Below are 24,352 nucleotides of genomic sequence, written 5' to 3' on the forward strand. Positions count from 1 at the left end.
TCCAGGGGCTTCCTCCGCGGCCCTTCATAGTATCTCAGTGAAGCAGAACGTCAGCTTTGTTCCCGTTTGAGCAGGAATGAGCAAGTCTGACGGAACGGCTGCCTCAGCCGGCCCGCTCGTCTCGCGCCCGTGCGGCCAGGCCGAGGAGGGCGTCTACGTGCGTGTCGATGGCGGGGTCATAGCCCAGCAGTGACATAGGGTCCGCCAGCCGGGCCTGACCAGACTGCGCAGCCTCAACGGCGGCGCGGATGGCCCGATCCAGCGTTTCCGCACGATTGCGTGTGAAGGCGTGCACCGCTTGCGGCCGGATGACTTCCAGGCAGGCGATATTGTCCGCAAAGACCAGTGGCGTGCCGCAAAGCATCGATTCCACGCCGACCAGCCCGAACGGTTCGTAGCCAGATGCCAGAATGGTGAAGTCCGCGGCGCGGTAAAGCGCATCGATCCGGTTGCTGTAACCCAGTTCCCTTACGCGCGGGATGCTGCGGCCGACGGGACGGCCCGCTACGGCCAGGGTGATGGGAAGGGCGGAATTCGAGAAATAGTCCGCCAGCAGGTCGAACCCTTTGCGGGCATGGCCGGAGGAGGGGAACAGGAAGACGATCTCGTCGTCGCCGAAGCCGAACTCCCTGCGCAAGGCCGCCCGCGTCGCGGCATCCACTGGCGTGAAGCGTCGCGTGTCAACGGGCGGGTAGAGCAGGCGCACGCGATCTTCCGGTACGCCGTACAGCTCGATCACTTCCTGCCGCATCAGAGCCGAATGGGCAACCACCCAGCGCGCGCCTGCATACTGGGCGCTTTCCAGTTCGATCTGCCAGGCATCGGTCATCCCGGGCGGTGTGCCACGGGCCGCCAGGTAGCCGCGATGGGTGCCGCCGCAGATGGCAATATCGGAGCCTCGCACGCGATTGCAGCCGATCAGCACTTCGCTGGTGGGCAGGCGTGATTGCAGGCGCCAGGAAAAATAACGGTCGCGCAGCTTGCCGGGCAGCCATGACACCTGGATCCGGTGCGGCGTGATGCCGGCCGCCTCCGCCACGCCCGCGTCGAAACGGCGCGCGTAGACCGATACCTCGGTGCCGGTGCGAGCCGCCATTGCCCGGCTGATGTCGAGCGCATAGCGCTCCAGACCACCGCCGGCGCCGAAGCGATTGCAGGAAATGCCAACTTTCATCGGTAGATAGATTGGATGGGGGCGACTTCGCTCAGGGCGCGGGTCTCATGTCGGCGGATTGCGCGGCGTGCAACTGAGCCAGCTTGGCGTATTTGTAATAGCTTGCCTGCGCATTCATCAGCGCCACGCCGAACCCCGCGCTGCCGTCCAGGAAGCCGCGCTTGAGGAGATACGTGCGGACAAACGCCCACAAGCCATGGCCGGCCGCCGATGCCACCGAACTGCGCTTGCCGCGGGCATAGGCCTGCTGCGCGCCAGCGCTGGAGTAGGCGTCGATCTTGCGCAATACGTCCGACAGTGACCGGTAGCTGTAGTGGATCAGCGGTTCGCGCAGGCGCGCGACAGGGTCATCAACCTTGAGATGCTCGTGAACCAGGTCGTCGGTGAAGCGGCCGCGGCCCTTGCGGAAGACGCGGGTCACGTAATCGGGATACCAGCCGGCGTGCCGCACGAAGGTGCCACAGAACGCGGACAGGCGCGGCAGCGCGAGCGCCTGCGCGCCCGGCTGCTCAAGCTGGCGAAGGATCTCGTCGCGCAGGGCCGGGGTCACGCGTTCGTCGGCATCCAGGCTGAGAATCCAGTCACCGCTGGCCGCATCGACCGCCCGGTTCTTCTGCGGACCGAAGCCGGGCCAGGCCTCGGTCTGAATCACGGTGGCACCGGCAGCGCGTGCAATGGCTACGGTGTCATCCGTGCTGGCCCAATCCACTATAATCGCCTCTTCGCACCAGGACACACTTTCGAGGCATGGCCCGATATTGTGAGCTTCATTCCTGGTGATGATGACGGCAGAGACTCTCATGGAACATATGGGCGGCGCATGTGTCGGACAAGACCGACTGGGCCGCCGGAGTCGCCCACGGCGCCAGGCGCGGGATGGAGACCGTGTATTCTACCGCACTGTCGCAATGATCCCTGCGGACGCCTGGTGACTTCCAAGCCGGTCCGCAGGCCGTTTTCTCAATCGCAAATTTGATGATACGAGCACATTTGTCCCGTTTTACAGGGATGGAAAAGGTTTTCTCCCTGCCGGCGTGTGCCGCATTAATCTCCTTTCCTGTCCTGCTGCTGACCTATCCGTCGGCGGCCAATACCGGCTTTACCACATTGCTGGCCTGGTCCCTGGTCACCCTGGCCACGCAGCGGCGCGCCGGTTTCGACGCCTGGGGAGCGATGCTGCGAACCTACTGGCCGATGGTGGCCGCGATGGCGGCATTGCCGGCCGCGCTGCTGCTGCGCCAGGTCGTCAGCGGTGAGGTGCCGGACATTCCCTACCTGTACTTGCGCTTCGCGCTGTTCGCGCTGCTGGCATGGGGCCTGACCCGGCTCGGCGCGCGGCTGCTGCAGTGCGTGCAGTGGGGGCTGGTGGTGGGCGCCATCGTGTCCGCCGTATGGATTCACGGGCTGGCGGAAAACGGACGGCCGATCCATGTCGGCATCAATAACGTCATCCCGTTTGCCAATCTGACGCTGCTGATGGGCATGCTCGCGCTGATCTCGGTGGCCTGGGATCGCCGGCGCAACTTTCTGTCGATCGGCGTGAAGCTGCTCGCTGGAGCTGCCGGGCTGTACACATCCTATATCAGCGCCACGCGCGGTGGCTGGATTGCGATTCCCGTGTTGCTGCTGATCATGCTCACGGCGATAAGGGGGCTGAGCGCGCGCAGCCGGACGGCGATGCTGGCGGTGCTGGTCGGCGGCATGGCGGCAGCCGGCTATTGCAGCAGCATCGTCAAGACGCGCATCAATGACGCGGTGTCGAATATCACGGCCATCCTGGCCCACACCGGGCACAGGGGGCTGGATACGTCCGAGGGCTGGCGGCTGCAGCTGTGGAAGGCCTCGCTCAGCATCATCCAGTCGCATCCGCTGGCCGGCGTGGGTCCCGACGGCTTCTCGCCCACCCTGGAGGCGATGGCGGCCAGCGGCTTCATTACTCCCGCCACGGCGCAGTTCGGGCACTCGCATAACGACATCCTGTATGCCGGTGCCACGCTCGGCGTGCCGGGCTTGCTGGCGGTGCTGGCGCTTTATCTGGTGCCGGCTGGCTTCTTCATGCGGCATGTGCGCGACCGCGACGCCGTGGCGCGCGTGGCCGCCGTCATGGGCCTGGCCACCAGCATCGGCTTCCTGTTGTTCGGCCTGACCGAGGCGATGTTCTTTATCTCAATGACGAACGCCTTCTACACGCTGATGGTCGCCATCTGCTTTGCAATGGTGATCGCCCGCAAGGATCCGCCCGGGGTGCAAGGACAGCCTGACGCGCGGTTGACGGCCGCATGATCGGCGCTTACGTCATCAATCTCGACAGCGCGCAAGTGCGCAGGCAGCGCATTTCCGGCCAGCTGGCGAGCCTCGGTATCCCTTTCCAGATCTTTTCTGCGGTGGACGGGCGCGCGTTGGCAGAGGAGGAGGTCGCACGCAGATACGACGCTGAGGCCGCTTCGACGCACTACCGTCCCATGAGTCGTGGCGAGGTTGGCTGCGCACTGAGTCACCTCGGTGTGTACCGGAAGATACTCGACGATGGCGTCGGCTTCGCCCTGGTGCTGGAGGATGATGCATCACTTGGTGAAGACCTCCCGATTGTGCTGGCAGAGCTGGAAGCTCAGCTCGATTCCGATCGCGCAGAAGTCGTGTTGCTATCCCACGTCGACAAGTACACTCGCTGGGGCACCTGTTCGCTCGGCGGGGGCCGCAAGCTGGTCAGACGCTACGGTGAGTGGTGGCTCGCGCATGGCTATGTGGTCACGCGAGCCGCTGCGCAACAGTTGTCGGATGGCCTGCAGCCGCTGTGGTGCGCGGCCGATTACTGGTCCGCTTTCGAGCGGAGGGGCCTGGTGGCGGCGCGGGCGGTGGTGCCATATTGCATCGGTCTGACTGAGTTGGCGGAGACCTCGTCGCTGGAAACCCACCGTGCCAGCCTGGACGCCTCCGACAAGGCACAGCGCAGCATCGGCTATTATTTGCGCCGCTATCTCTACCAGCGCTTTATTTTCCAGATCCTCGTCAGGCCTTTCCTGCGCGTGGCCCGGCAGAAGCGGCCGGGTTAGCATTTGCGGCCGAGCCCCCATATCCCTACAAAAAGCACTGCAGTGACGACATCCAAACCCCCCATCCTGCCGGGCACCGCCGTGCCGGGAAGCATGTCCGCCCGGCTATGGTCCTACCTGCGTCCTGAGTTGCGCGTCTTCATCGGCGCCATCCTCGCCATGGCGGTTGTCGCGGGCAGTGAGGGGGTGATCCCCAAGGTCGTCAACGACCTGCTCGACAAAGGCTTCGGCGGCAGCTACGCCGGCACGCTGTGGCATGTGCCCGCCATCCTGACCGGCGTGGCGCTGATCCGGGGCGTGGCGCAGTTTGCTTCTGGCTACCTGTTGAACCTGATCTCGAACCGCGTGCTGCTGAAGATGCGCATACAGATGTTCGAGCGCCTGCTGCATGCCCCGGCGGGGTTCTTCCACCGTAACACCGCTGCGTCGCTGATCAATGCGGTGATCTTCGAGGTCAACCAGGTGCTGCAGATCCTGACCAGCGTGTTCATCACGCTGGTGCGCGATTCGCTGACTGTGGTGGCGTTGCTGATCTACCTGTTCTATACGAACTGGCGCCTGACGCTGATCGTTGCGGTGATCCTGCCGGTGATCGGCTACCTGATGTCGAAGATCAACCGCCGGCTGCGCAAACTCAACCGCGATCACCAGACCTACACCAACAATGCGGCCTATGTCGTGGAAGAGGCGGTGGGCGGCTTCAAGGTAGTCAAGCTGCACGGCGGCGAGTCCTATGAGCTATCTCGCTTCCGCCTCGTGGCCGAGCGGCTGAAGAACTACTCGATGCGCATGGCGGTGGCCGGCGGGCTGAACCAGCCGGTCACGGCCTTCCTGGCCGCGCTGGCGCTGTCGGTCATCATCACTATCGCGATGGTGCAGGCGCAGGGCAACCAGACCACGGTAGGCGGCTTCACCGGCTTCGTGATGGCAATGCTGCTGCTGATCTCGCCGCTCAAGCACCTGACCGACATCAACCAGCCGCTGACGCGAGGCATCACCGCCGCCGAGATGATCTTCCGGCTGATCGACGAGCCGGTCGAGCCGCAGGACGGCGGCAAGTCGCTTGGCCGTGCCCGTGGCGAACTGGCGTTGGAGAACGTCGGCTTCCGCTATGGCGAGGCGCCGCGCCCCGCGCTGGAGGGAATCAATCTGCGCGTCAGCCCGGGCGAGGTGGTGGCGCTGGTGGGCCCGTCGGGCAGCGGCAAGACCACGCTGGTCAACCTGGTGCCGCGCTTCTTCGACCCCACCGATGGGCGGATCCTGCTGGACGGCATGCCGCTGCCCGAGTTGGGGCTGAAGGACCTGCGCAACCAGATCGCTTTCGTCAGCCAGGATGTGGTGCTGTTCAACGACACCGTGGCCGCCAATGTGGCGTATGGTGTCCAGTCCGAAAGCGAGATCGACATGGCGCGCGTCGAGCGCGCACTGGCGGCCGCCTACCTGACCGAGACCGTCAAGGGCTTGCCGGAGGGTGTCAACACCAACATCGGCGACAACGGCATGAAGCTGTCCGGTGGCCAGCGCCAGCGCCTGGCAATCGCCCGCGCCCTGTACAAGGATGCGCCGATCCTGATCCTGGACGAAGCCACTTCGGCACTGGATTCGGAATCCGAACGCCAGGTGCAGGCGGCGCTGGAAGAACTGATGAAGGGCCGGACCACGCTGGTGATCGCGCACCGCCTGTCGACCATCGAGAACGCCGATCGCATTGCGGTGCTGGACCACGGCCGGCTGGCGGAGCAAGGCACGCACGAGCAACTGCTTGCAGCCAACGGCCTCTACGCCGGACTGCATCGGATCCAGTTCGCGACGCATTGAATCGGCGGGAGATCCTCCCGCCAGCCGGCCGCCGCGGCGCGCCGGCTACCCTCTCACTTGCCGATCAGTGTTGCGAAGCGACTGGCGGCTGGACGCCCAGGACTTCGTCGATGGCCGCCAGCACTTCGGCCCGTTCCGGCACGACACCACCCCCGCCCAGCGAGACTGCGCGCCCGGGCGCGTTGACACCATACAGGTGCCGCGAAGTCTGGGTAAACAGGATGATCGTCGGGCGGCGGAGGGCGTCGGCGATATGCACGAACCCGGTGTCCATACCGACCACCAGCGAGGCCTTGCCGACCATCTGCGCGACCCCGGTGATGCTCAGGCGAGGCATGACCTCGGCGCCGGGCACGCTGGCGGCGATGGTCTCGGCTTCGCTGCGCTCGGCATCGTTTCCCCATGGCACCAGTACGCGTAATCCACGCGCCGAGATCGCGCTCCCCACGCTGATCCAGTCGGCCACCGGCCATTTCTTCTCCTCGCTCGAAGTGGCGTGGAACAGCATCGCATATGGGCCCTTGTCTGCCAGGGCCGGCGTGTTCGGCGGCATTTCCAGTCCATAGTCCATCTCTTTGGTGAGCTCGAAGCCGAAGGCCCTGCTCACTGCGCGGCGCATGCGCTGCCGTGCACAATCCGCATCGATGTATGGCGCGAAGATATGGTTGTAGGCAAAGCGGGCACCACTCTCGCCAAGCTCTCCCACCGGATAGCCATAGCGATGACGCGTGCGTGCCAGGAACGAGACGATGGCGCTCTTGTAGACACCATGTACGTCGAGCACCGCATCGTATTTCTCGCGGCGCAGTTCCCGCAGCGCGCCGAAGATGGCACGCAGGTCGGACCATTTCCGCGACTTCTTGACGGCGCGCAGCGGTGCGGCAATCACTCGGTCGATATTGGGGTTCCAGCGCGGCACATCGGCGCAGTACGAGTCGGCGATCCAGTCGATCTTTACACCGGGAAATGCCCGCTGCAGATCAGCCACCAGCGGCTGGGTGAATACCATGTCACCCAGCGAGGTGAGCTTGACGATGAGAATACGTTTCATCGGGAGATGGGGGAATGGCGGGTTATGTGGGACGCTTGGCGCGTTTGGAAGCCGCGTAGTATGCCTCATCCTGTTGACATCTGTACGCACGCCGGGTGAGCGGCACGCTTGTGGTCACTCATCCTCCGGATTCGCTAATATTTGCCAGAACTACGACAGGAGACAATTATGGCCGGTTCCACGTTCCCCATCAGCCGTTACCCCGTTCCTACCCTGAAAGACCTGCCGGACGACATCCGCCAGCGCATCCTGGAAGTCCAGGACAAAGCAGGCTTCGTGCCTAACGTCTTCCTGACGCTGGCTCATCGCCCCGACGAATTCCGCGCCTTCTTCGCCTATCACGACGCGCTGATGCTGAAGGAGGGCGGCCTGACCAAGGGTGAGCGCGAAATGATCGTGGTGGCCACTTCAGGCGCCAACCAGTGCCTGTACTGCGTGGTGGCGCACGGCGCGATCCTGCGGATCTACGAGAAGAAGCCGCTGGTCGCGGACCAGGTTGCGGTCAACTATCTGAAGGCTGATATACCGCCGCGCCAGCGCGCCATGCTGGACTTCGCGCTGAAGGTCTGCAAGGCGTCGCACGAGGTCGACGAGGCGGATTTTGCTGCGCTGCGTGAGCATGGGCTCACTGACGAAGACGCCTGGGACATCGCCGCCATCACGGCCTTCTTCGGATTGTCGAATCGCATGGCCAATACGATCGGCATGCGTCCCAATGACGAGTTCTACCTGATGGGCCGGGTGCCCAAGGGCAAGTAGGGCGCGCGGAGGCGGCTCAGCTCAGCGGATCTCGGCGCACGAGCCGCTCTTGGGATCGAACAGGACCGGCCAGGCCTGTTCATAGATGCCTGGCGTGCAGTGCTTCTCGCAGCGGGCGTGCGCCAGGGTGATGCGGCGCGGATCCTGCCACACCATCAATGTGCACTTGCTGCCGTCGATGGCTTCCAGTTCGATATGCGGCGTCTGTTTGACCTGCCGGAAATCGGACAGGTCGAACTGGCACGAGCCGCGGCGCGACACCCATAGCTTCCACTTCAGCGCCTGCACATTGTTGTGGGAAACGCGCACCTCAGCATCTTCCCGGAAGCCGTCGTCCTCGGTGCGCCGGCATGTGCCAGCCAGGTCGATTTCATGCGGAGCGATCGGCGTCGCGCGCGCTTGCGGAGCCGGGGGGGCTTCTTTGGCCGCTGGTGGCGCCTGCAAGGCGGGGCGGGTGGCACGCGGCAATTCCGCGCAGCCAGCACACAGCGCCGCAGCCAGCAGGCAGGCCCCATACTTCGTGGCGTTCATGCTGACTCCTCGCTGGCCTTCTTCTCAGACTTATTTATAGAGGATCGGAAGCGGAACGTGGGCAGCCGTGAGTAGGGACAAATACTACGTCTGCCTGATGGCCGGTGCTTACATCAGGATGATGTCGTACTGTGCGTACGTAAAGCGAAATATCCGCACGAAATAAGGGTTTGCGGGGAGATCAACGAGTCGATTTTTCCCCTGGCTACCTATCTAGCTACCAATTTGGGGTGCGCTGGAGTGAGCTGTCGTGAGATCACAACCATCCGTTTCATCCCCTGCAAATCGTTCAAGCTACGCTCATAAGGTATCGACGCCGGTTGCCACAAAAGCTGGGCACCGCCTTTAGCCACCAATTCGCTTTCGATAACTTGCAACCAAGGCCGCATTTCCGTAATCAATGATAATCATTCTCGTTGCTTAATTTCGCGGCGACAAGAAAATGCCTACCCCGGCGGTCATTGCGTCGCAGCATGCAAGGATGCAGAGCCCCTCCCCCTTGTGGGGCACAGCTTCGGTACGCTGGCGGGGGGCTTGGTTGCACGGATACAGCGTCGCTAATCTCTGGAGTCATGCGCCACGCAATAGCCTCCATAGGGCCTCTATTCGCTTTGCGTAGCACGCGCTTGCAGTCGCACATGAAAAAGGTTCACCGCCGACGTGCAAGGAGATTGAAGCGCACGTCGACCCGAAGCGGCCAGCCGTGGCTTCCCAATACGGACGTCCACGCCCCTACTGTCTTCTAGGAAGGTTGGAGCTTGCGCGCACAAAAACCATAGTCCGTCGGCGTAAAAATTGAGAACCCGAACTCGACAAAGGCCGGCCGCAGTCGCTCGGTAATCGGGATCCCATAGACCTCCAGAATCGAGTAACCCGGATCTTGGGAGTAACTATTGTGATGCTCGTCTACAGAATCTAGGATGGCATCACACCAGCTTTCTCGATCTGCTCCATACTGAATGAACGTAGTAACGCCGCCTTGCATGTTGAGTCCGGTCGAATTAGGTGTTGCGGCCCAGATTTGCTCCGCAACGACAGCATTCGCGGGGGTAGCAACAACCCACGTGTGCCAGACTCTTGCGGCCACGTCTCGAATACGAGTTCCAAATTCAGGATCTACGATGAGTGCGACAGTATCCTTCGTCACCATTCGTCATCTCCCCGCTTCAAGCCAATTTATCGGGCGCACGCTACCGAGATCTGTAAATCTCAGTCTTCCAATCCAGTAGCAGCTCGGCGGCGCGTTTCGAATGCTCGCCCTTATCGTGCAAGCCCATTCTATCGGTCGCGACTGCGTCCAGATATGCCGCGACGGACGATGCGTCCGCGCCCTCCTGCAACATGGAAAACACCGTCAGCAGATACCCTTGATACTCATCGCGTGCCGCCGGGCTGTGCGCAACCCCGATTGGGTCCCAGACGTAGTACAAGACCTCATCTACCCTTCGATACAGCTCCAGCTCGACATCAGTCAACTCTCGCTCCATAGGTACTCATACGTTTTCTGTGACGTTCAATGACCAAAAACATCCACATCAATTGTCTATGAACTATATGCTGACTTCGACCGTCCGTTCCTGGCCGGTGCCAGCCGCGAAGCTGCCACCGTCTCTGGCCGACCCATCCCGGCCGTTGAGCTTGCGTAGTCTCGAAGACCGCTCCCGAAGGTGCAACGGTCATTCAAAGCAACGCGCAGAGGGCAAAATGATACGGCCCGAACTGGGACCTGTGCCATGCTGCCTCGTCGTGCAGCGCCAGCGCGACGTCCTCGACTTTCGCCAGCAGGGTCGGACCTCTGGCTCTGTCACACCTTACACCCTACGCCGCGCGAAGATGCACCAGGTCCTCGTTGCCTGGTAAATCCGCCGTCCCATGCATAAAATGGTAAGCGATTCACTGCCGTCCCGTGGTGTGGATCTGAAGTAATCCTTTGTCAGCCGCCGGATCAACCTCGACTTTGACGTCCACATTATTGATTTCGTCCTGCTTGGGTCTGGGGAGTATCAGTCATGAACGCGACGCATGATCCGAAATCCAACCACCTGCTCGCTGCGATGCCGACAGCCGACTGGGAGCGTCTTGCGCCGCACCTTACGCCAGTGGAACTGCCCTTGGGCCACGTGGTGTACGAGTCTGGGGATCAGCTCGGTTACGTCTACTTTCCTGCCGATTCGATCATTTCACTGTTGTACGTGATGGAAGACGGCGCGTCCGCCGAGATCGCCATCGTAGGCAATGAGGGGATGGTCGGGATCGCCATTTTCATGGGCGGAGAAACAACGCCGAGTCGCGCCATCGTGCAGAGCGCCGGGTACGGTTACCGCCTGAGCTCTGCCATCCTGAAGCAGGAGTTCGTGCGAGGCGGGGCGATGCAGCATCTGTTGCTCCGCTATACACAGGCGCTCATTACCCAGATGGCGCAGACCGCCGTCTGCAACCGCCATCACTCCATCGACCAGCAACTGTGCCGATGGCTGCTACTGAGCATCGACCGGCTGCCCTCCAACGACCTGACGATGACGCAGGAGCTCATCGCCAACATGCTCGGGGTGCGACGCTCGGGCGTGACGGAAGCCGCCTTAAAGCTTCAGGCCGCGGGCCTGATTCGCTACAGCCACGGGCATATTGCGGTACTCGACCGGGCGGGGCTGGAAAAGCGCGTGTGCGAGTGCTACGCGGTCGTGAAGCGGGAGTTCGAACGTCTGTTGCCGGACCTAGCCTCGCCCTGAGGGCAGCGGTGGACCGGTAATCAGGAACAGACCCGGTTCTGTGTCAGCAGCGCCCAGACGATCCGCGCGTTACGATCGCTATTAAGCGATTCGACGGTCTCTGACCGACCCGAAGCAGCCAACGGCGTCCAGCGGAAGCGGACAGCCGTACCGCAGACTGGCAGCGATCTGCGCGTACCACACAATGCTCGCTATTTGCCACGAGGCAGATTTACAGAGAACACCGTTTCTGTTGCGTCGGATCGCGCATCGATATCGCCCCCGTGTGCCTTGGCAATCTCGCGCGCGATATATAGCCCAAGCCCCAGACTGCTGTCGGTATTTGTGCCTTGATGGTTCGGGCCGCGCTGGAGTGGATTAAAAATGAGGTCGAGGGTCGACCGCTCAATGGTGCCGGTATTCCTCACTTCCAGTAGGACTTCCGCACCCTTGTCGGTCACTGTCACACATACCGGCGCGTCTTGCACTCCGTACTTGATCGCATTTAGTACCAGATTGCCCAACAATTGCTGGAGACGTCGGCCATCCCAGACACCCATGCAGTCACCGACCACGTCCAGATCCATCTGACGGCCCGGATGTACTACCCGCAACTGGTCCAGCGTATCGGCAAACAACTGGGCCAGATCGATGTTGGTCGGCGCCATATTGATACCCAAACCGAGCCTGGTTCGATTGAAATCAACCATATCGTCCAGCAGCGCCTGCATGCGAGCGCCGCTTCTGATCAAACGGGACGCGGCTCCCGACACGTTTTCGCCGGCGTTCAGCGCTGCCAGATACGACGCTGTAATCTGAATGGTCTGGAGCGGACTGCGCATGTCATGCCCCAACATTCCGAGGAAAAGATTACGGGCCAAGTCTACCTGCATGCTGAAAAAATCTACCGATTCAGCGATTGCCTGATCGATGGCCTCGTTGAAACGGATCATGTCATCCTCGTGATGACTGTCGGGCGCGCACTCGTCCATCCACAGTCGGAGTACGCTCGCGCGCAGGGCACGGTATTCGGCAACCATCTGGTTGATATCGAAGCCGCTTCGCGCGCGCAGAAGGGCGTGCATCTGGGCGGCTGTCTCGGGAGTTCCGGCCAGTTTTGGCGCGTGCCCCGTGGACTTTTCGAATTGCTCTTGCCTGCTTTGGGAAGTAGACAGGTCCTTTGTCACGGCCACCATGATCTGCTGCGCATGGTCTCGTAAGGCCAGCGGTCTCATATCGGCCGCTGCCGGCAACTGGGTGCGCGCAAATGCCTCCCATTGCAACAAAATGGCATCCATATGGTCCAGGATAAAGTCGGCTAATCGCATGTTTGCTTCCGAAGAGCGGGAAATGCGTCGCATAACGCATTTTTGCGGTGAGCAAAATTGCACCTGATTTTGTCGGGTACATCTATTGCTTATGGTAGGAAATTGGAGAACCTCATGCCTACCCGAAACGCGGTGCGCCTGCTGATCGCGGACGACGACCCGAATGCGTTGGCAGCATACGAGTTGTTCTTCGACGCTCATGGTTACGAGACCCGGACAACAGGAGACGGCGCGAACGCGCTCGCGGCGTACTTTGCGTGGCGTCCGGACGCGGTTGTTCTCGACATTCAGATGCCCGGTTTGGACGGGCACGCGGTGGCAAGGGAGATTCGGCGCCTACAATCCGCGCCGGCCCCTATGCTGGTGGCGGTTACCGCTCTTACTTCGCCTTCCGAGCATGCCGAATCAATCAGATCCGGCTTCGATCATCATTTTGTAAAGCCAGCCGATCTGCCGGCCGTCCTCGCTGCGATAGCGGCCCGCGTAGGCCCTGGCGCCACGGATGATTCATGACAATCGCTCCGCGGTCTGTGACCGCTTTCCGGCGCGCAAATGACTGGCCGTTCATGGCCGAACTCCGTCGTCGGCTCGCCGTTTTAGGGCCGATGGCGGTCATCGGCGGCTGCCGACCCTACTCGGACAGTCGGCCGTTGGGGTCGAATGGCCGAATCTGCTGAGCGAGAACGTAACCCCCCAACGTGCTTGGTAGAGCCTTGCTTAGCGGTGCGTCGCCCCCTGGGGACTCAGCCCATGCATTGATGTATCCACACTCATTCGACTGGATAGACACTTAGTTCAACTCTGGCACCCAACGAGCAGACTCGGGTCAAATCTTCGACAAGGACGGTAACGGTCGCGTTTGGATTGAAGACCGCAATTCTTAGAATAGGATCACACTTGCGAATCAGCGCCTCGTTGCCTGCTAGCACGGACAGAAAACCTCGCATCTGTTCAGCAAGTGAACCGGTCTGGGGATCGGTTGGGCGAATGACTATTCCCCAACCCTGCTCCATGCGGTCCTCTAACGTGCAGGTATCACGGAGGTGGCTCTGCAAATCATTCCAAACGCTGCTTGGGCTCAGCAATGCCAGTTCTAAATCGAAAGTTGCCTGCCGCATCTTGATAACTGTATGTCCGAGGTAGAGGCCGTCGATTGGGGATGGATATGCTACGTGTGGTCTTCGTATGACGCTGCCAATGGCGTCGCTCCTTGTGTTTCCATCTTGACGGGCCGCATACGGCGAAAAAGCTCACCGGCGGACCGCTAGTTCGGTTGCCTTCCGATAGCTGCGCGATCTTCACTACGTTTCAAACAGTATCAGGCGCAGACAGGCTTATGTGTGTGCGTTGACAGACAAACCAGCCGTTGGACAGCCGGCGGTGACTGACTGAGATTGGCCGGTCTCGGCCGTCAGCACCCTCCCCGGAATTCGGGGCTGAACCCGAAAAGTGCCTACCGGAACTTAGACCCTTCAGCGTTTCCCACGAGGCGCGACAACTGCCCGGACAGGACAACATCGGCAGCGTCCTCGATGCGGCAAAGCTCGTCAATCAGGCGTTCCCGGGGGCGTTGCCGCATCCGTTTCCCAACGGATAATATTTCATTGGCCCAGCCGCTCGTACAGCGCGCAGTCGTTTTGCTCGTCCGGTGTGTCTAGCCAATCGTGATGCCGCCAATCCATCGCCCGCGCCATCGCACAGTGCGCCCTCACGCCGTGGGCTTGCTCGGCCCGGTGCGCGCAGGTGCCGCAGGTGCGTACCAAAATCTCGGCGGTGCGGTTGGCTGCGGGCAGGGCGTCTAGACGTGCCCGGAAGTGCGCCAGATCGTCGGCTAGGGTGGACGCGGGTTGCCGCCGCAGTATGTCCAGCAGGCGCGTCCGGTGGACCTCGGGCCACCTCTCGGCGTAGGCAAGGATGGCGATAGATTCCCGGATTTCCGCCAGCATCGCGTCCACGCAATTCGCCGGCATTGGCACATAGTACGGTGTGAAGGGGGCGTCGGTTTCAGTGGCTAAGGGGGGTGTGCTTTTCGCATTTTCGGCGTTGCTACTGCTACGGTAGCTACAGTTGCTACGAACGGGGGCTGTGCGATCGATTAGCAAATTTGTTATTGGTACATTTGCCACCGCTGCTACGTATGGGCGTTCTGTTTCCACGTCTTTGGAAACCATGGCCGATGCGGTCGCAATTCGCCCGCCTGCGTATTTTCGAATGCGTTCGGAAAAGCTCATAGTTACTGACCTCCGAGCAACGCCGGGTTAAGAAATATTGTGATGCGCTTGCCGTCCTTCTGCACTCGCAGGCGGTCCAGGTTGGCAAGCTCGGCGATGGCCGTATCCAGCTTCCGGCCGTCGCGCAGCGGCCCGTGCTTGCGCACATAGTTCTTGCCGACCATGTGGGTGTGCTCGCGGCGGCAATATGCCAACAGCCAGTCATCGAGGCGGCATGAATCGGCCATTTCCTGGGGTAGGGCAAGCTCGCCAAAGAAGCGGCGCGATTCGCTCAGGTGCCAGGAAACAATAGCGCAGGCTCGCTCGACTGCATCGGCGTCGATTGCGCCGCCAGTGCTCGCGAAGGTGTGGAACAGGCACGCCAGCCGGGCTGCGTTATCCGCCGTCTTGCTGGCTACGTCCCGCACATCGTATAGGTCGCCGGTGAGGGCGCGTTCTAGCTCGTCATGAAAGGCGATCCAAGCGGCTTTTGCCTCCGGCGTCATCGTCAGCATTGCTGGTGCCAGTGCGCCGCCACTATCAATAGGTGCAGGCTGCTCCAGTAGTTCGGTGATGCGGCGATTGAACCCAGACAAATGAGGCCAGTTCGCAGGCGCATCGCGGAATAGGCGCGTTCCTTGGGTCGATTGCGGCCACGCCACTAGGAACCGTGCGAGGAAGCCGGTGCCGCGTGCCAGCGCCCCGGCCCGGTCAAAGAAGCTGCGCAGGGTCGCGTCCTGAATCTGCAAAGCCACGGTCAGCCGCGCACCTCGAACAGAGAACGATTCGCTTGTGCGTCGATCCACTCGGATAGATGCGCCGTCCCATAGTTGATTCAGCTGCGCCAGGTTGCGCATAACGCTATCTGCACTCATCGCGTGCCCGCCAAACACTACGCCTGCTTCCGCAGAGGCAATGCCACCAGACGGCCACGCGGTCCCAAGCTCAAAAGCGAGTTTCTCCGGCGTGATGTTCTCGTATAGCAGGCGCGGAATCTTAGGCGGCTCCGGCTCATGCAGTTCCAGATCGCGCAATTCGTCCTCGAAATCGGCGGTGGGCTGTGCCTTCTTGACTGCCTCCTTGATGCGCTGCTGCACGCCCTCGCATTTCGCTTCCCATGCGGCATGATCGGCCTTGTATGCCTTTATGATGGGCTTGCCGGCTTCCTCCCGGGCGCGCTCGTAATCCCGGATACCTTGCATAAAGAACCCGTCGCACGATGACTTGCGCTCGCCACTGTCAGCGATACTCAACAGGAATAGAGAGGACGGCCCTTGCAGCTTCTCGGCCCGTTGCACATCGGTGTGGGCCTGAATTGCCAGCGACAGTGCAGACAGTGCGCAGCCCGCGACCAATGGGACAGGCGCTTGGACAAAGGATTGGACTTCCTCGACAGCGGCGCGGATTCCAGACGGCAACGCCTGCAATGGGTACGGCTCCGGCTCGACCTTGGCAATGAGCGCTTGCGGCTCCGGCCATGTACCCGAATTCTCTACGCAATCCCGCCGCGCTATGCGGATCGCTGCCAGTGCGTCGAGTTCCGTTGCGCCGCGTTCCATCAATGCAAAGTCATTACGCATTGGCGATTTCCTCCGCCGTGATGAGTCGTTCCACGCAAGCGAGGAACCGCTCATTGTGTTGATCGCTCAGCGGCTCGCCACGGCGAACCATGTTCAGGAATTGGACGGCAACTGCCAGTTCGAAAGCCACACAACGCAACACGTCATGCGCATTGAACGGCTTGCGCTCACGCGGCAGGTGCGTTGCCGCCGCATCGGGAAACAGGTCGGACATATCTAGTCCTACCGCAAACATGACTTCGTGCGGCGAGCATCCGGCGAAGCAATGCAGTAGCACTCGGCCATCGTCCAGTTCCCGAACGGCGAGTGATTGCTTGGACTTGGATTCATGGGCAGGGCAGTTACAAACCCATCGGCCCCGGCCCGTCTGCCTGACGCTATCCAGTCGCGACAGCAAGGTGTCGGCGCTCATAAACCGCTCCCTTCGATGCCGTTCAGAGAGCAATAGATGCCCCATAGCTCAACCAGGGACAGCGCCGCCGTGCCGGCGGATAGCCCAAGCAGGGAATGGCGTGCAGCAAGCTCTTGCAGGTGAAGCAGGAACGTAGGCGCAGTCTGGCTACAATTCGCCGTGGCGGTCGGGGTCGCGTCCTTGCGGTGGGCGCAGCCCTTTTTCATTTGGGCGTTCTGCATCGTGTTCAGACCTCCGCGCGGTAGTTCAGCGGGTCGGCCAGATATTGCCGAATTGCCTCGACCGGCCACGCCGTGACGCGTTCGGACAGCTTTACGGGCTTCGGGAACGTGCCGTTCCTTACCTTGCGCCAGAGTGTGGCGGCAGAGAAGGGAACGATGGACGGGACTAGCTGGGACTGGCGGACATAGCCAGTGTCGGGCAGTTTGCCGATCAGGTTGGACAGCAGCTTCGAAGGTGCCTTGATGTTGCTGTTTTGCATACGTACTCCGTAAACGAAAAAAGCCGCCCGAAGGCGGCTGTGGACGAAAAAAAACCGCCCGAAGGCGGCTGTGGACGAAAAAAAACGCGCTGGGCGCGCGGTAGTTACTCGAATCCTAAGATTAGCGAAATACTAGGTGACTTGTCCCAAGACGTCAAGACATCCCCTTAAATCAAAAATGCTTGGCTCTCATCGTCCGACCAAGGGCGCGCATAGATGAGATGCGGATTTGCGCTTCGGGGGCGTTCGGCTTATCGACTCGCAAACAAAAAAAGCCGCCAGAAGGGGCGACTGTGGACGAAAAAAAACGCGCTGGGCGCGCGGTAGTTACTCGAATCCTAAGATTAGCGAAATATTAGGTGACTTGATCCAAGACGTCAAGACACCACCTTAAAGCAAAAAACCCGCCGAGGCTTTTACCTGAGCGGGCTACTTTTTCTGTGGGCTCGATACTGCTTTTGCCGTTCCGCGTCATTCAGTGCATTGTCTTTCTTGGGTCGTCCGATCCTGGTCATTCGTCTGTAGCAAATGTAGCAACTGTGGCCGTAGCAAACCATCTAGGCCGACTTTCGAAGCGGCGTCACATTCCAAGGCTTGCCCGCCTCGCAATTCGTCAGGAGTGACGCCCAAAGCTCCAGCGCCGCCCGCCGCTCGTCGTAGTACGTGTGCCGGTCGTAGATGCCCTCGACACCGGGAAGCTTGTGATTCAGGCACATCTCGCTGATATCGCGCGACACCCCGAGGGCCCGCATGTGGGATTTCATGCTGCTGCGGAGGTCATGCGGGGTGAATCTGCGCACTTTCGGCTTGTGTTCGTCGATCCAGAAGGAAATTGCCGCCGCGAGCGTGTCCTTGCTGATATGCCCGTCGCCGTTTGAAAGTCGTCTGCCGGGCAACACGAAAGGAGATTCGCCGGCCAGAACCCGCAGTTCCCGGAACCATTCGACGACAGCAGGCGCGAGGGGAATATCCATCTCCGGGCCGGTCTTGCTTTTGGGCAGGTGCCAGTTACCGGCATCCAGATCGACGTGCTGCCATTGCGCCGTGTAAAGCTCGGATACCCGAACGCCAGTCGCCAGAAGCACGCGCATGGCCAAGGCATTTTCCCGGTTCATCTGGGCAGTCATGAAGGCGTGAATCTCGGCTTCCGTCAGCATCAGGCGCTTCTTGGGCTTGGGGCGTTCCCCGCGCAGCGCAGATAGCTCGACGCCGCTACATGGGTTGGCGTCGATCAGCTTGCGGCCCGCTGCGTGTTTGAAAAGCACCTTCATGGTGACGAGCAGCATTTGTGCTTCCACCCATCCAAGTGCATCGTTGCGCTCGATGACGGCGACAACATCACGCGCGGCCACGACCGCTACAGGCATTGCTCCAATCTCGGCCTCAATGCGCTTCAGGTTGCGCCCGTAGCTGCGTTGCGTACTGGCGGCCAGGGCGGGTAAGGCAAGCTCCCGGTAGTTCTGCGCTAGCTGGCGGACGGACCAATTCTTACGCGATTTCTCTTTGCGCTTCTCTGTCGCCGGGTTGATGCCTTGTTGGACTTCGACGCGCCGCGCCGCTGCGAGTTTGCGCGCCGCCGTAAGAGTAAGGTCGGGGTAACTGCCAAGCGTCAACTCGTGACGCCGTCCGCTGTGACTAAATCGCAGTACCCACGATGCAGCGCCAGCAGGGGACAGGGTGAACGTCAGCCCGTCGCCGTCGCTTTTGGCTACTGGTGCGCCTTCGGCGATCCAGTGCCGCAACTGAACGTCCGAAAGAACCTTGGTTTGCCGCTTTGCCATGTCGCATTGCTCCGAGGCTAGCTACCAATGTAGCTACCAATTTTAAGTGCGCTGTAGCTTGCTCGGATGATACGCTGTGAGATGGCGTAGCGGTGAAAGTCCTTGATGAGATTGGGTTTTCTGGCGATGCGTGAGATGGTATGAAACCGACTGATAAGTCACATTAGGATAATGTCGTACTGCTCCTGGTGGAAGGTCGATTCCACCTGCAGCGAGATCGGCTTGCCGATAAAGTCGCCGAGCATGGCCATGTGCTGGCTTTCTTCTTCCAGGAACAGGTCGATGACTTCCTGCGACGCCAGTATGCGGAACTCGCGCGGATTGAACTGGCGCGATTCGCGCATGATCTCGCGCAGGATGTCGTAGCAGACCGTGCGCGGTGTCTTGACCTGGCCCTTGCCCTGGCAGACCGGGCACTGTTCGCACAGCACGTGCGCGAGCGACTCGCGGGTGCGTTTGCGGGTCATCTCCACCAGGCCGAGCTGCGAGAAATTGTTGACGGTAATGCGGGTGCGGTCGCGCGACAGCGCCCGCTTCAGTTCCGACAGCACCGCCTCGCGGTGCTCGACATTCTCCATGTCGATGAAGTCGATGATGATGATGCCGCCGAGGTTGCGCAGCCGCAGCTGGCGCGCGATGGTGTGGGCCGCTTCGAGATTGGTCTTGAAGATGGTGTCGTCGAAGTTGCGCGCCCCCACGTAGCCGCCGGTATTGACGTCGATGGTCGTCATCGCCTCGGTCTGGTCGAGCATCAGGTAGCCGCCGGACTTCAGGTCGACCCGGCGCGACAATGCCTTTTCGATCTCCGCATCGATATTGAAGAGGTCAAAGATCGGCCGCTCGCCGGTGTAGTGCGACAGCCGCGGCAGCACCGCCGGCGTGTACTCCTGGGCGAACTCCAGCAGCATCTGGTAGTTCTCGCGGGAGTCGATCTGGATCACGCCGGTGGCGTCGTTGATGAAGTCGCGCAGCACGCGCTGGGCCAGGTTCAGGTCCTGGTAGAGCAGGTGCGGTGCCGGTTGCGTGGTGGCGTTCTGACGGATCGAGCCCCAGATCTTGCGCAGGTAGGCGATATCGTTGCCGAGTTCCTCGTCGCTGGCTTCTTCGGCAATGGTGCGCACGATGAAGCCACCGCGCTCGTCGGCCGGCACCAGCCCTTGCACCCGGCTGCGCAAGGCTTCACGGTCGATCTCGCCTTCGATGCGCTGCGAGATGCCGATATGCGGATCCTGCGGCAGATAGACCAGCGTGCGCCCGGCGATACTCACTTGCGTGGACAGCCGTGCACCCTTGGTGCCGATGGGATCCTTGATGACCTGCACCATCAGCGCCTGGCCTTCGAACAGGGTCTTCTCGATCGCCAGCTGTGGTGTCGCGCCGTTCTTGTCCGCGTCGCGCGGATGCCAGATGTCGGCCACATGCAGGAAGGCTGCCCGTTCCAGGCCGATGTCGATAAAGGCCGACTGCATGCCCGGCAGCACGCGCACGACCTTGCCCAGATAGATATTGCCAACCAGCCCGCGCGTCAGCGTCCGCTCGACGTGCAGTTCCTGGACGGCGGCCTGCTGCACGATGGCAACGCGGGTCTCTTGTGGCGTGATGTTGACGAGGATGTCTTCAGTCATAGCGGATGCAACGCGTCGCCGGTGGGCCGGCTTTGTGATGTTTGTCCGGCGGATCAGCCGGATCTTGCCTCGGACGGCACGGGCGCTCAGAACCGCAACCGGGCCTGTCTAAGTAGCGCTGCCGTCTCAAACAAGGGCAAGCCCATGATACCCGAATAGCTGCCCTGAATCCGTTCGATGAATTCCGCGGCGCGGCCCTGGATGCCATAGGCTCCGGCCTTGCCGAGCGGTTCGCCGCTGTCGACATAGCGGGCGATCTCCGCCGCATCGACTGGCCGGAAAGTGACTTCGGAGGTGGACAGCGCGTGGTGCATGCCGACGGTCGACACGACGGTGACGGCGGTCAGCACACGGTGCGTGGCGCCCGACAACGAGGCCAGCATCGCCGCGGCATCCGGGCCATCGGTGGGCTTGCCGAGGATGGTGCCGCCGAGGCATACCGTGGTGTCCGAAGTCAGGATGGGCGCGTCGGGCAGGGCGCGGCGTTCGCGGCGGCGCAGCGCGGCTTCCGCCTTGAGCGCGCAGACGCGCTGGACGTAATCATCCGGCGTTTCGCCCGGGAGTATCGCTTCGAGCGCTTCGGCGTCTTCGTCGTCGTCGGCCAGCAGCAGTTCATACTGCACGCCGAGCTGGGTCAGCAGTTCGCGGCGACGGGGGCTCTGGGAGGCGAGGTAGAGATAGTCGTGGAGCACGGCGGGCTGGCTGGAGCGAGGGTACGGGAAAGGTCGGGCGGCCGCCGGATGGCGGGATACGCCGCGGCGTTGGGGCGCATTGTACCTGCTGGCGGTGCCAGTCCCGGTGGCTCAGACCCGGTGATACGGGTGGTTCTGCGTCACCGACCAGGCGCGGTAAAGCTGCTCGGCTAGCAGCACGCGCACCATGCCGTGCGGCAGCGTCAGGCTGGACAGGCGGATCAGGGTCTGGGCGCGCGCCTTGAGCGCCGGATCGAGGCCGTCGGCCCCGCCGATCAGGAAGGCCACGTCGCCGCCTTCACGCTGCCAGCCGGTCAGCTGGTCGGCCAGTTGCACGGTGGTGAAGTCGCGCCCGCGTTCGTCCAGCGCCACGATGCGGCACTGCCGCGAGAGGGAAGCCAGCACGGCGTCGATGCGCGCGGCTTCGCGCTGCATCACGGTGGCGGCGTTGTTGCTGGAGGAGCGGGCTTCCGGCTTGACCTCGCGCAGCTCGATGCGCAGCTCCGGCGGCATGCGCTTGGCATACTCGTTGAAGCCGGTTTCGATCCAGCCAGGCATTTTGTGGCCGACGGCCACGATGACCAGTTGCATGCGTATTGCGGCGTGGCCGGGGAACGGCCACGCGGTCAGGCTCAGGCCGAGCGGGTGGTGCGCTTGCGTGCAGCCGGCTTGGCGGCGCCGGTCTTGGCAGCCGCCGTGCGCGTCGTGGTCTTGCGCGCGGTGGTGCCGGCAGCCGTCTTGCGCGGGGCGGCGGCGCGGGTGCCGGCTGCCTTGGTGGCCGGCGCGCGGCCGGTCGTGCTCTTGGCGGCGGCGGTCTTGCGGGCCGGCTTGCGGATGGTGGCGATGGCGTCCGGGTCGGTGTCTTCGTGGCCCATCGGCGGCGACGGCTCCTTCATCCCTTCGGGCAGGCGAGCCAGCGCCGGGCGCAGGCTGCTGGCGCGGCGGGTGCCGCGCGCGGCCGGAACTTCGTCCTCGTCTTCCATAGGCTCGCTGGCCTTGGCCAGGCCGCGGGCGGTCGCCAGCTTCATGCGCACCGGCTTGTCGCCCCAGATCTCTTCCAGGTTGTAGTACAGGCGCAGTTGCGGCTGCAGGATGTGCACCACGGCGTCGCCGCAGTCGACCAGCACCCACTCGCCCGTTTCCAGGCCTTCCACTGCAACGATATGGCCGCCGGCTTCCTTCACCGTGTCCCGCACCGAAGCCGCCAGCGCCTTGGTCTGGCGGTTGGAGTTCCCGCTGGCGATCACCACCCGGTCGAACAGTTCGGTCAGGTGAGTGGTGTCGTACACCTTGATGTCCTGCGCTTTGACATCCTCGAGGCCGTCGACGATGGCGCGTTGCAGTTTACGAATATCCATGGTGTGTTCTTGTTCAGCTGAGATCGGTTTGGGGGCGGCCAGGTCAGGCCTTGCCTGATGGGTCACGGTAGAGCCCGTGGCTCGCGATGTAGTGTGCCACGCCGGCAGGCAGTTGGTCATCTGCCGGCTCGCCGGCGGCAAGGCGCTGGCGCAGGCTGGTGGAGGACAGGTCGACGGCGAGCATCTGGTCGATCCACATCCGGCCGGAGGGCGTGCATTGTATCAGGTGCGTGTCGGCCTGGCGTTCGGCCAGTGCTTTCAGCACCGGACCCTCCAGTGCCGACAGCTCGAAGCGGGGGCGGGTGGCCGTGCACAGGTGGACATGTTCGAACAGTTCCTGCCAGCCGTGCCAGGTGTGCAGGCGCAGCAATTGATCGGCGCCCATCAGCCAGCACAGCGAGGCCTGCGGGCCATATTCGGCGCGCAGCTGGCGCACGGAGTCGATGGTGTAGCTGGGGCCGGCCCGGTCGACTTCCATGCGGCTGACGCGGATCTTTGCCGGCGTCCCGGCCAGCGCGGCGGCGGCGAGTTCGGTCATCGCAAACCGGTCCGCGGCGGGCGTCACATCGGCGCTTTTCTGCCAGGACTGGCCGGTCGGGATCCAGACGAGTTCGTCCAGCGCCAGGTGGTCGATGCACAACTGCGCCAGGGCGAGGTGGCCGATATGCGGCGGGTCGAAAGTGCCGCCCAGGATACCCAGGCGGTAAGGACGGTCGGCGGAGCCCGCGGGGGCAGGCTTGGCGGCTTGCTGGGAATGTGCCATGGGGTCTGTCAGGCCCAGTCGCGTGCCGGCAGGAAATCGGTATACAGCGCCGCTTCGGGGCTGCCCGGTTCCGGTTGCCAGTCATAGCGCCATTTCACCAGCGGCGGCATAGACATCAGGATCGATTCGGCGCGCCCGCCGGACTGCAGCCCGAACAGCGTGCCGCGGTCGAACACCAGGTTGAATTCGACATAGCGCCCGCGGCGATACGCCTGGAAGTCGCGCTCGCGCTCACCGTACGGCGTGTCCTTGCGCGCCTGCAGGATCGGCAGGTAGGCGTCGAGGAAGGCATCCCCCACCGAGCGCATCATCTCGAAGCTGCGGTCGAAGCCCAGCGCCGAGAAGTCATCGAAGAAGATGCCGCCAATGCCCCGGGCTTCGCCGCGGTGCCGCAGGAAGAAGTACTCGTCGCACCACTGCTTGAAGCGCGGGTAGAGCTCGTCGCCGAACGGCGCCAGCGATTGCCTGCAGGTGCGGTGGAAGTCGGCGCAGTCGTCCGCGTTGCCGTAATAGGGTGTCAGGTCCATGCCGCCGCCGAACCACCAGACCGGCTCGGCATCGGGCTTGACGGCCATGAAGCAGCGCACGTTCATGTGCACGGTCGGCACGTACGGATTGCGCGGATGGAAGACCAGCGACACGCCCATTGCCTCGAAGCTGCGTCCGGCCAGCTCTGGCCGGCTGGCGCTGGCCGAAGGGGGCAGGGTGTCGCCGCTGACGTGCGAGAAGCCCACGCCGGCGCGCTCCATCACACTGCCGTTTTCCAGGATGCGGGTGCGGCCGCTGCCGCGCAGGCGTTCGGTGGGCGGCTTTTCCCAGGCGTCGGTCGAAAACGCCTGGCCGTCCACGGCGGCAATGGCGTCGGTGATGCGGTCTTGCAGACCGAGCAGATAGGCACGGACTGCCTGGGAATCGATCATGATTTGCGGTGTCGGAGGGACCGGGCGGACAACGGCCGGGCGGGAGGCGATCCCGCCCGGCAAGTCACAACATTGTCACGATTGTACCGGCTGGCCTTGCCGGACGGT

The 24,352-nt window shown here is 62.4% G+C and carries 25 protein-coding genes; 6 read left to right on the forward strand and 19 right to left on the reverse strand.

Annotated elements, in window-relative coordinates; genetic code table 11:
• Window positions 1-103 precede the first annotated feature (103 nt).
• Window positions 104-1,174 (reverse strand): glycosyltransferase family 4 protein, encoded by a 1,071-nt coding sequence (locus RM96_RS12245; protein ID WP_039010823.1) that lies wholly within the window; start codon window positions 1,172-1,174, stop codon window positions 104-106.
• 31 nt (window positions 1,175-1,205) lie between these two features.
• The gene (locus RM96_RS12250; RefSeq protein ID WP_039010824.1) at window positions 1,206-1,976 is read right to left on the reverse strand and encodes a glycosyltransferase family 2 protein; all 771 of its coding nucleotides are present in this window, start codon (window positions 1,974-1,976) and stop codon (window positions 1,206-1,208) included.
• Between the two features lie 188 nt (window positions 1,977-2,164).
• Between RM96_RS12250 and RM96_RS12255 the strand changes: the two genes are divergently transcribed.
• The 3 genes from RM96_RS12255 to msbA all read left to right on the forward strand — a co-directional run bounded on the left by RM96_RS12255 (window position 2,165) and on the right by msbA (window position 6,045).
• Entirely contained in the window at window positions 2,165-3,457 is a 1,293-nt protein-coding gene (locus tag RM96_RS12255; protein WP_238587245.1) for an O-antigen ligase family protein, read from the forward strand.
• A complete protein-coding gene (locus RM96_RS12260) occupies window positions 3,454-4,227 on the forward strand; it encodes a glycosyltransferase family 25 protein (RefSeq protein WP_039010826.1) in 774 nt (257 codons plus the stop codon). The genes RM96_RS12255 and RM96_RS12260 overlap by 4 nt, the downstream gene beginning before the upstream one ends.
• A gap of 93 nt (window positions 4,228-4,320) precedes the next feature.
• On the forward strand, window positions 4,321-6,045 hold the full coding sequence (msbA, locus tag RM96_RS12265) for a lipid A export permease/ATP-binding protein MsbA (RefSeq protein WP_193752446.1): 1,725 nt from the start codon (window positions 4,321-4,323) through the stop codon (window positions 6,043-6,045).
• Window positions 6,046-6,109: 64 nt separating this feature from the next.
• On the opposite strand, the gene waaC is transcribed toward msbA, so the two are convergent.
• A complete protein-coding gene (gene waaC, locus RM96_RS12270; protein ID WP_039010828.1) occupies window positions 6,110-7,096 on the reverse strand; it encodes a lipopolysaccharide heptosyltransferase I in 987 nt (328 codons plus the stop codon).
• A gap of 168 nt (window positions 7,097-7,264) precedes the next feature.
• Between waaC and RM96_RS12275 the strand changes: the two genes are divergently transcribed.
• Window positions 7,265-7,855 (forward strand): peroxidase-related enzyme, encoded by a 591-nt coding sequence (locus RM96_RS12275; protein ID WP_039010829.1) that lies wholly within the window; start codon window positions 7,265-7,267, stop codon window positions 7,853-7,855.
• Window positions 7,856-7,876: 21 nt separating this feature from the next.
• On the opposite strand, the gene RM96_RS12280 is transcribed toward RM96_RS12275, so the two are convergent.
• From RM96_RS12280 to RM96_RS12285, 3 genes are all read right to left on the reverse strand, one after another.
• A complete protein-coding gene (locus tag RM96_RS12280) occupies window positions 7,877-8,386 on the reverse strand; it encodes a hypothetical protein (RefSeq protein WP_039010830.1) in 510 nt (169 codons plus the stop codon).
• 742 nt (window positions 8,387-9,128) lie between these two features.
• Entirely contained in the window at window positions 9,129-9,536 is a 408-nt protein-coding gene (locus RM96_RS38590; RefSeq protein ID WP_152624100.1) for a hypothetical protein, read from the reverse strand.
• 40 nt (window positions 9,537-9,576) lie between these two features.
• Window positions 9,577-9,861: a hypothetical protein gene (locus RM96_RS12285; RefSeq protein ID WP_202966737.1), complete on the reverse strand. Its 285-nt coding sequence runs from the start codon at window positions 9,859-9,861 to the stop codon at window positions 9,577-9,579.
• 534 nt (window positions 9,862-10,395) lie between these two features.
• On the opposite strand from RM96_RS12285, the gene RM96_RS12290 reads away from it, so the two are divergent.
• The gene (locus RM96_RS12290) at window positions 10,396-11,115 is read left to right on the forward strand and encodes a Crp/Fnr family transcriptional regulator (protein WP_039010832.1); all 720 of its coding nucleotides are present in this window, start codon (window positions 10,396-10,398) and stop codon (window positions 11,113-11,115) included.
• 191 nt (window positions 11,116-11,306) lie between these two features.
• On the opposite strand, the gene RM96_RS12295 is transcribed toward RM96_RS12290, so the two are convergent.
• Entirely contained in the window at window positions 11,307-12,422 is a 1,116-nt protein-coding gene (locus tag RM96_RS12295) for a sensor histidine kinase (RefSeq protein WP_039010833.1), read from the reverse strand.
• Window positions 12,423-12,536: 114 nt separating this feature from the next.
• Between RM96_RS12295 and RM96_RS12300 the strand changes: the two genes are divergently transcribed.
• The gene (locus RM96_RS12300) at window positions 12,537-12,935 is read left to right on the forward strand and encodes a response regulator (protein ID WP_039010835.1); all 399 of its coding nucleotides are present in this window, start codon (window positions 12,537-12,539) and stop codon (window positions 12,933-12,935) included.
• Between the two features lie 1,088 nt (window positions 12,936-14,023).
• Here the strand turns inward: RM96_RS12300 and RM96_RS12305 are convergent.
• The 12 genes from RM96_RS12305 to hemF form a co-directional block, all read right to left on the reverse strand.
• Complete coding sequence (locus RM96_RS12305) at window positions 14,024-14,377, reverse strand: hypothetical protein (RefSeq protein ID WP_152624101.1); 354 nt, start codon at window positions 14,375-14,377, stop codon at window positions 14,024-14,026.
• A gap of 278 nt (window positions 14,378-14,655) precedes the next feature.
• Window positions 14,656-16,212 carry a YfjI family protein gene (locus tag RM96_RS12310; RefSeq protein ID WP_052279483.1) on the reverse strand — a complete coding sequence of 519 codons (1,557 nt, stop codon included), beginning with the start codon at window positions 16,210-16,212 and terminating at the stop codon, window positions 14,656-14,658.
• Window positions 16,205-16,624, reverse strand: a complete 420-nt coding sequence (locus RM96_RS12315; protein ID WP_039010837.1) for a hypothetical protein — start codon at window positions 16,622-16,624, stop codon at window positions 16,205-16,207. Before RM96_RS12315 ends, RM96_RS12310 begins: the two co-directional genes overlap by 8 nt.
• Entirely contained in the window at window positions 16,621-16,845 is a 225-nt protein-coding gene (locus RM96_RS12320) for a hypothetical protein (RefSeq protein WP_039010838.1), read from the reverse strand. Before RM96_RS12320 ends, RM96_RS12315 begins: the two co-directional genes overlap by 4 nt.
• 5 nt (window positions 16,846-16,850) lie before the next feature.
• A complete protein-coding gene (locus RM96_RS12325; RefSeq protein ID WP_039010839.1) occupies window positions 16,851-17,105 on the reverse strand; it encodes a helix-turn-helix transcriptional regulator in 255 nt (84 codons plus the stop codon).
• Window positions 17,106-17,662: 557 nt separating this feature from the next.
• Window positions 17,663-18,886: a tyrosine-type recombinase/integrase gene (locus RM96_RS12330; protein ID WP_039010840.1), complete on the reverse strand. Its 1,224-nt coding sequence runs from the start codon at window positions 18,884-18,886 to the stop codon at window positions 17,663-17,665.
• A gap of 158 nt (window positions 18,887-19,044) precedes the next feature.
• Complete coding sequence (gene rng / locus RM96_RS12335; protein ID WP_039010841.1) at window positions 19,045-20,511, reverse strand: ribonuclease G; 1,467 nt, start codon at window positions 20,509-20,511, stop codon at window positions 19,045-19,047.
• Between the two features lie 86 nt (window positions 20,512-20,597).
• The gene (locus tag RM96_RS12340) at window positions 20,598-21,203 is read right to left on the reverse strand and encodes a Maf family protein (RefSeq protein WP_039010842.1); all 606 of its coding nucleotides are present in this window, start codon (window positions 21,201-21,203) and stop codon (window positions 20,598-20,600) included.
• A 111-nt stretch (window positions 21,204-21,314) separates the two neighbouring features.
• Window positions 21,315-21,794, reverse strand: a complete 480-nt coding sequence (gene rlmH, locus RM96_RS12345) for a 23S rRNA (pseudouridine(1915)-N(3))-methyltransferase RlmH (protein ID WP_039010844.1) — start codon at window positions 21,792-21,794, stop codon at window positions 21,315-21,317.
• Between the two features lie 41 nt (window positions 21,795-21,835).
• Window positions 21,836-22,561: a ribosome silencing factor gene (rsfS, locus tag RM96_RS12350; protein ID WP_039010845.1), complete on the reverse strand. Its 726-nt coding sequence runs from the start codon at window positions 22,559-22,561 to the stop codon at window positions 21,836-21,838.
• 43 nt (window positions 22,562-22,604) lie between these two features.
• Entirely contained in the window at window positions 22,605-23,324 is a 720-nt protein-coding gene (locus RM96_RS12355; RefSeq protein ID WP_039010846.1) for a nicotinate-nucleotide adenylyltransferase, read from the reverse strand.
• An 8-nt stretch (window positions 23,325-23,332) separates the two neighbouring features.
• Window positions 23,333-24,244, reverse strand: coding sequence for an oxygen-dependent coproporphyrinogen oxidase (gene hemF / locus RM96_RS12360; RefSeq protein WP_039010847.1), 912 nt, complete (start codon window positions 24,242-24,244; stop codon window positions 23,333-23,335).
• Window positions 24,245-24,352 lie beyond the last annotated feature (108 nt).

Origin of the sequence: Cupriavidus sp. IDO (genome assembly GCF_000812465.1) — a bacterium.
GTDB lineage: Bacteria > Pseudomonadota > Gammaproteobacteria > Burkholderiales > Burkholderiaceae > Cupriavidus.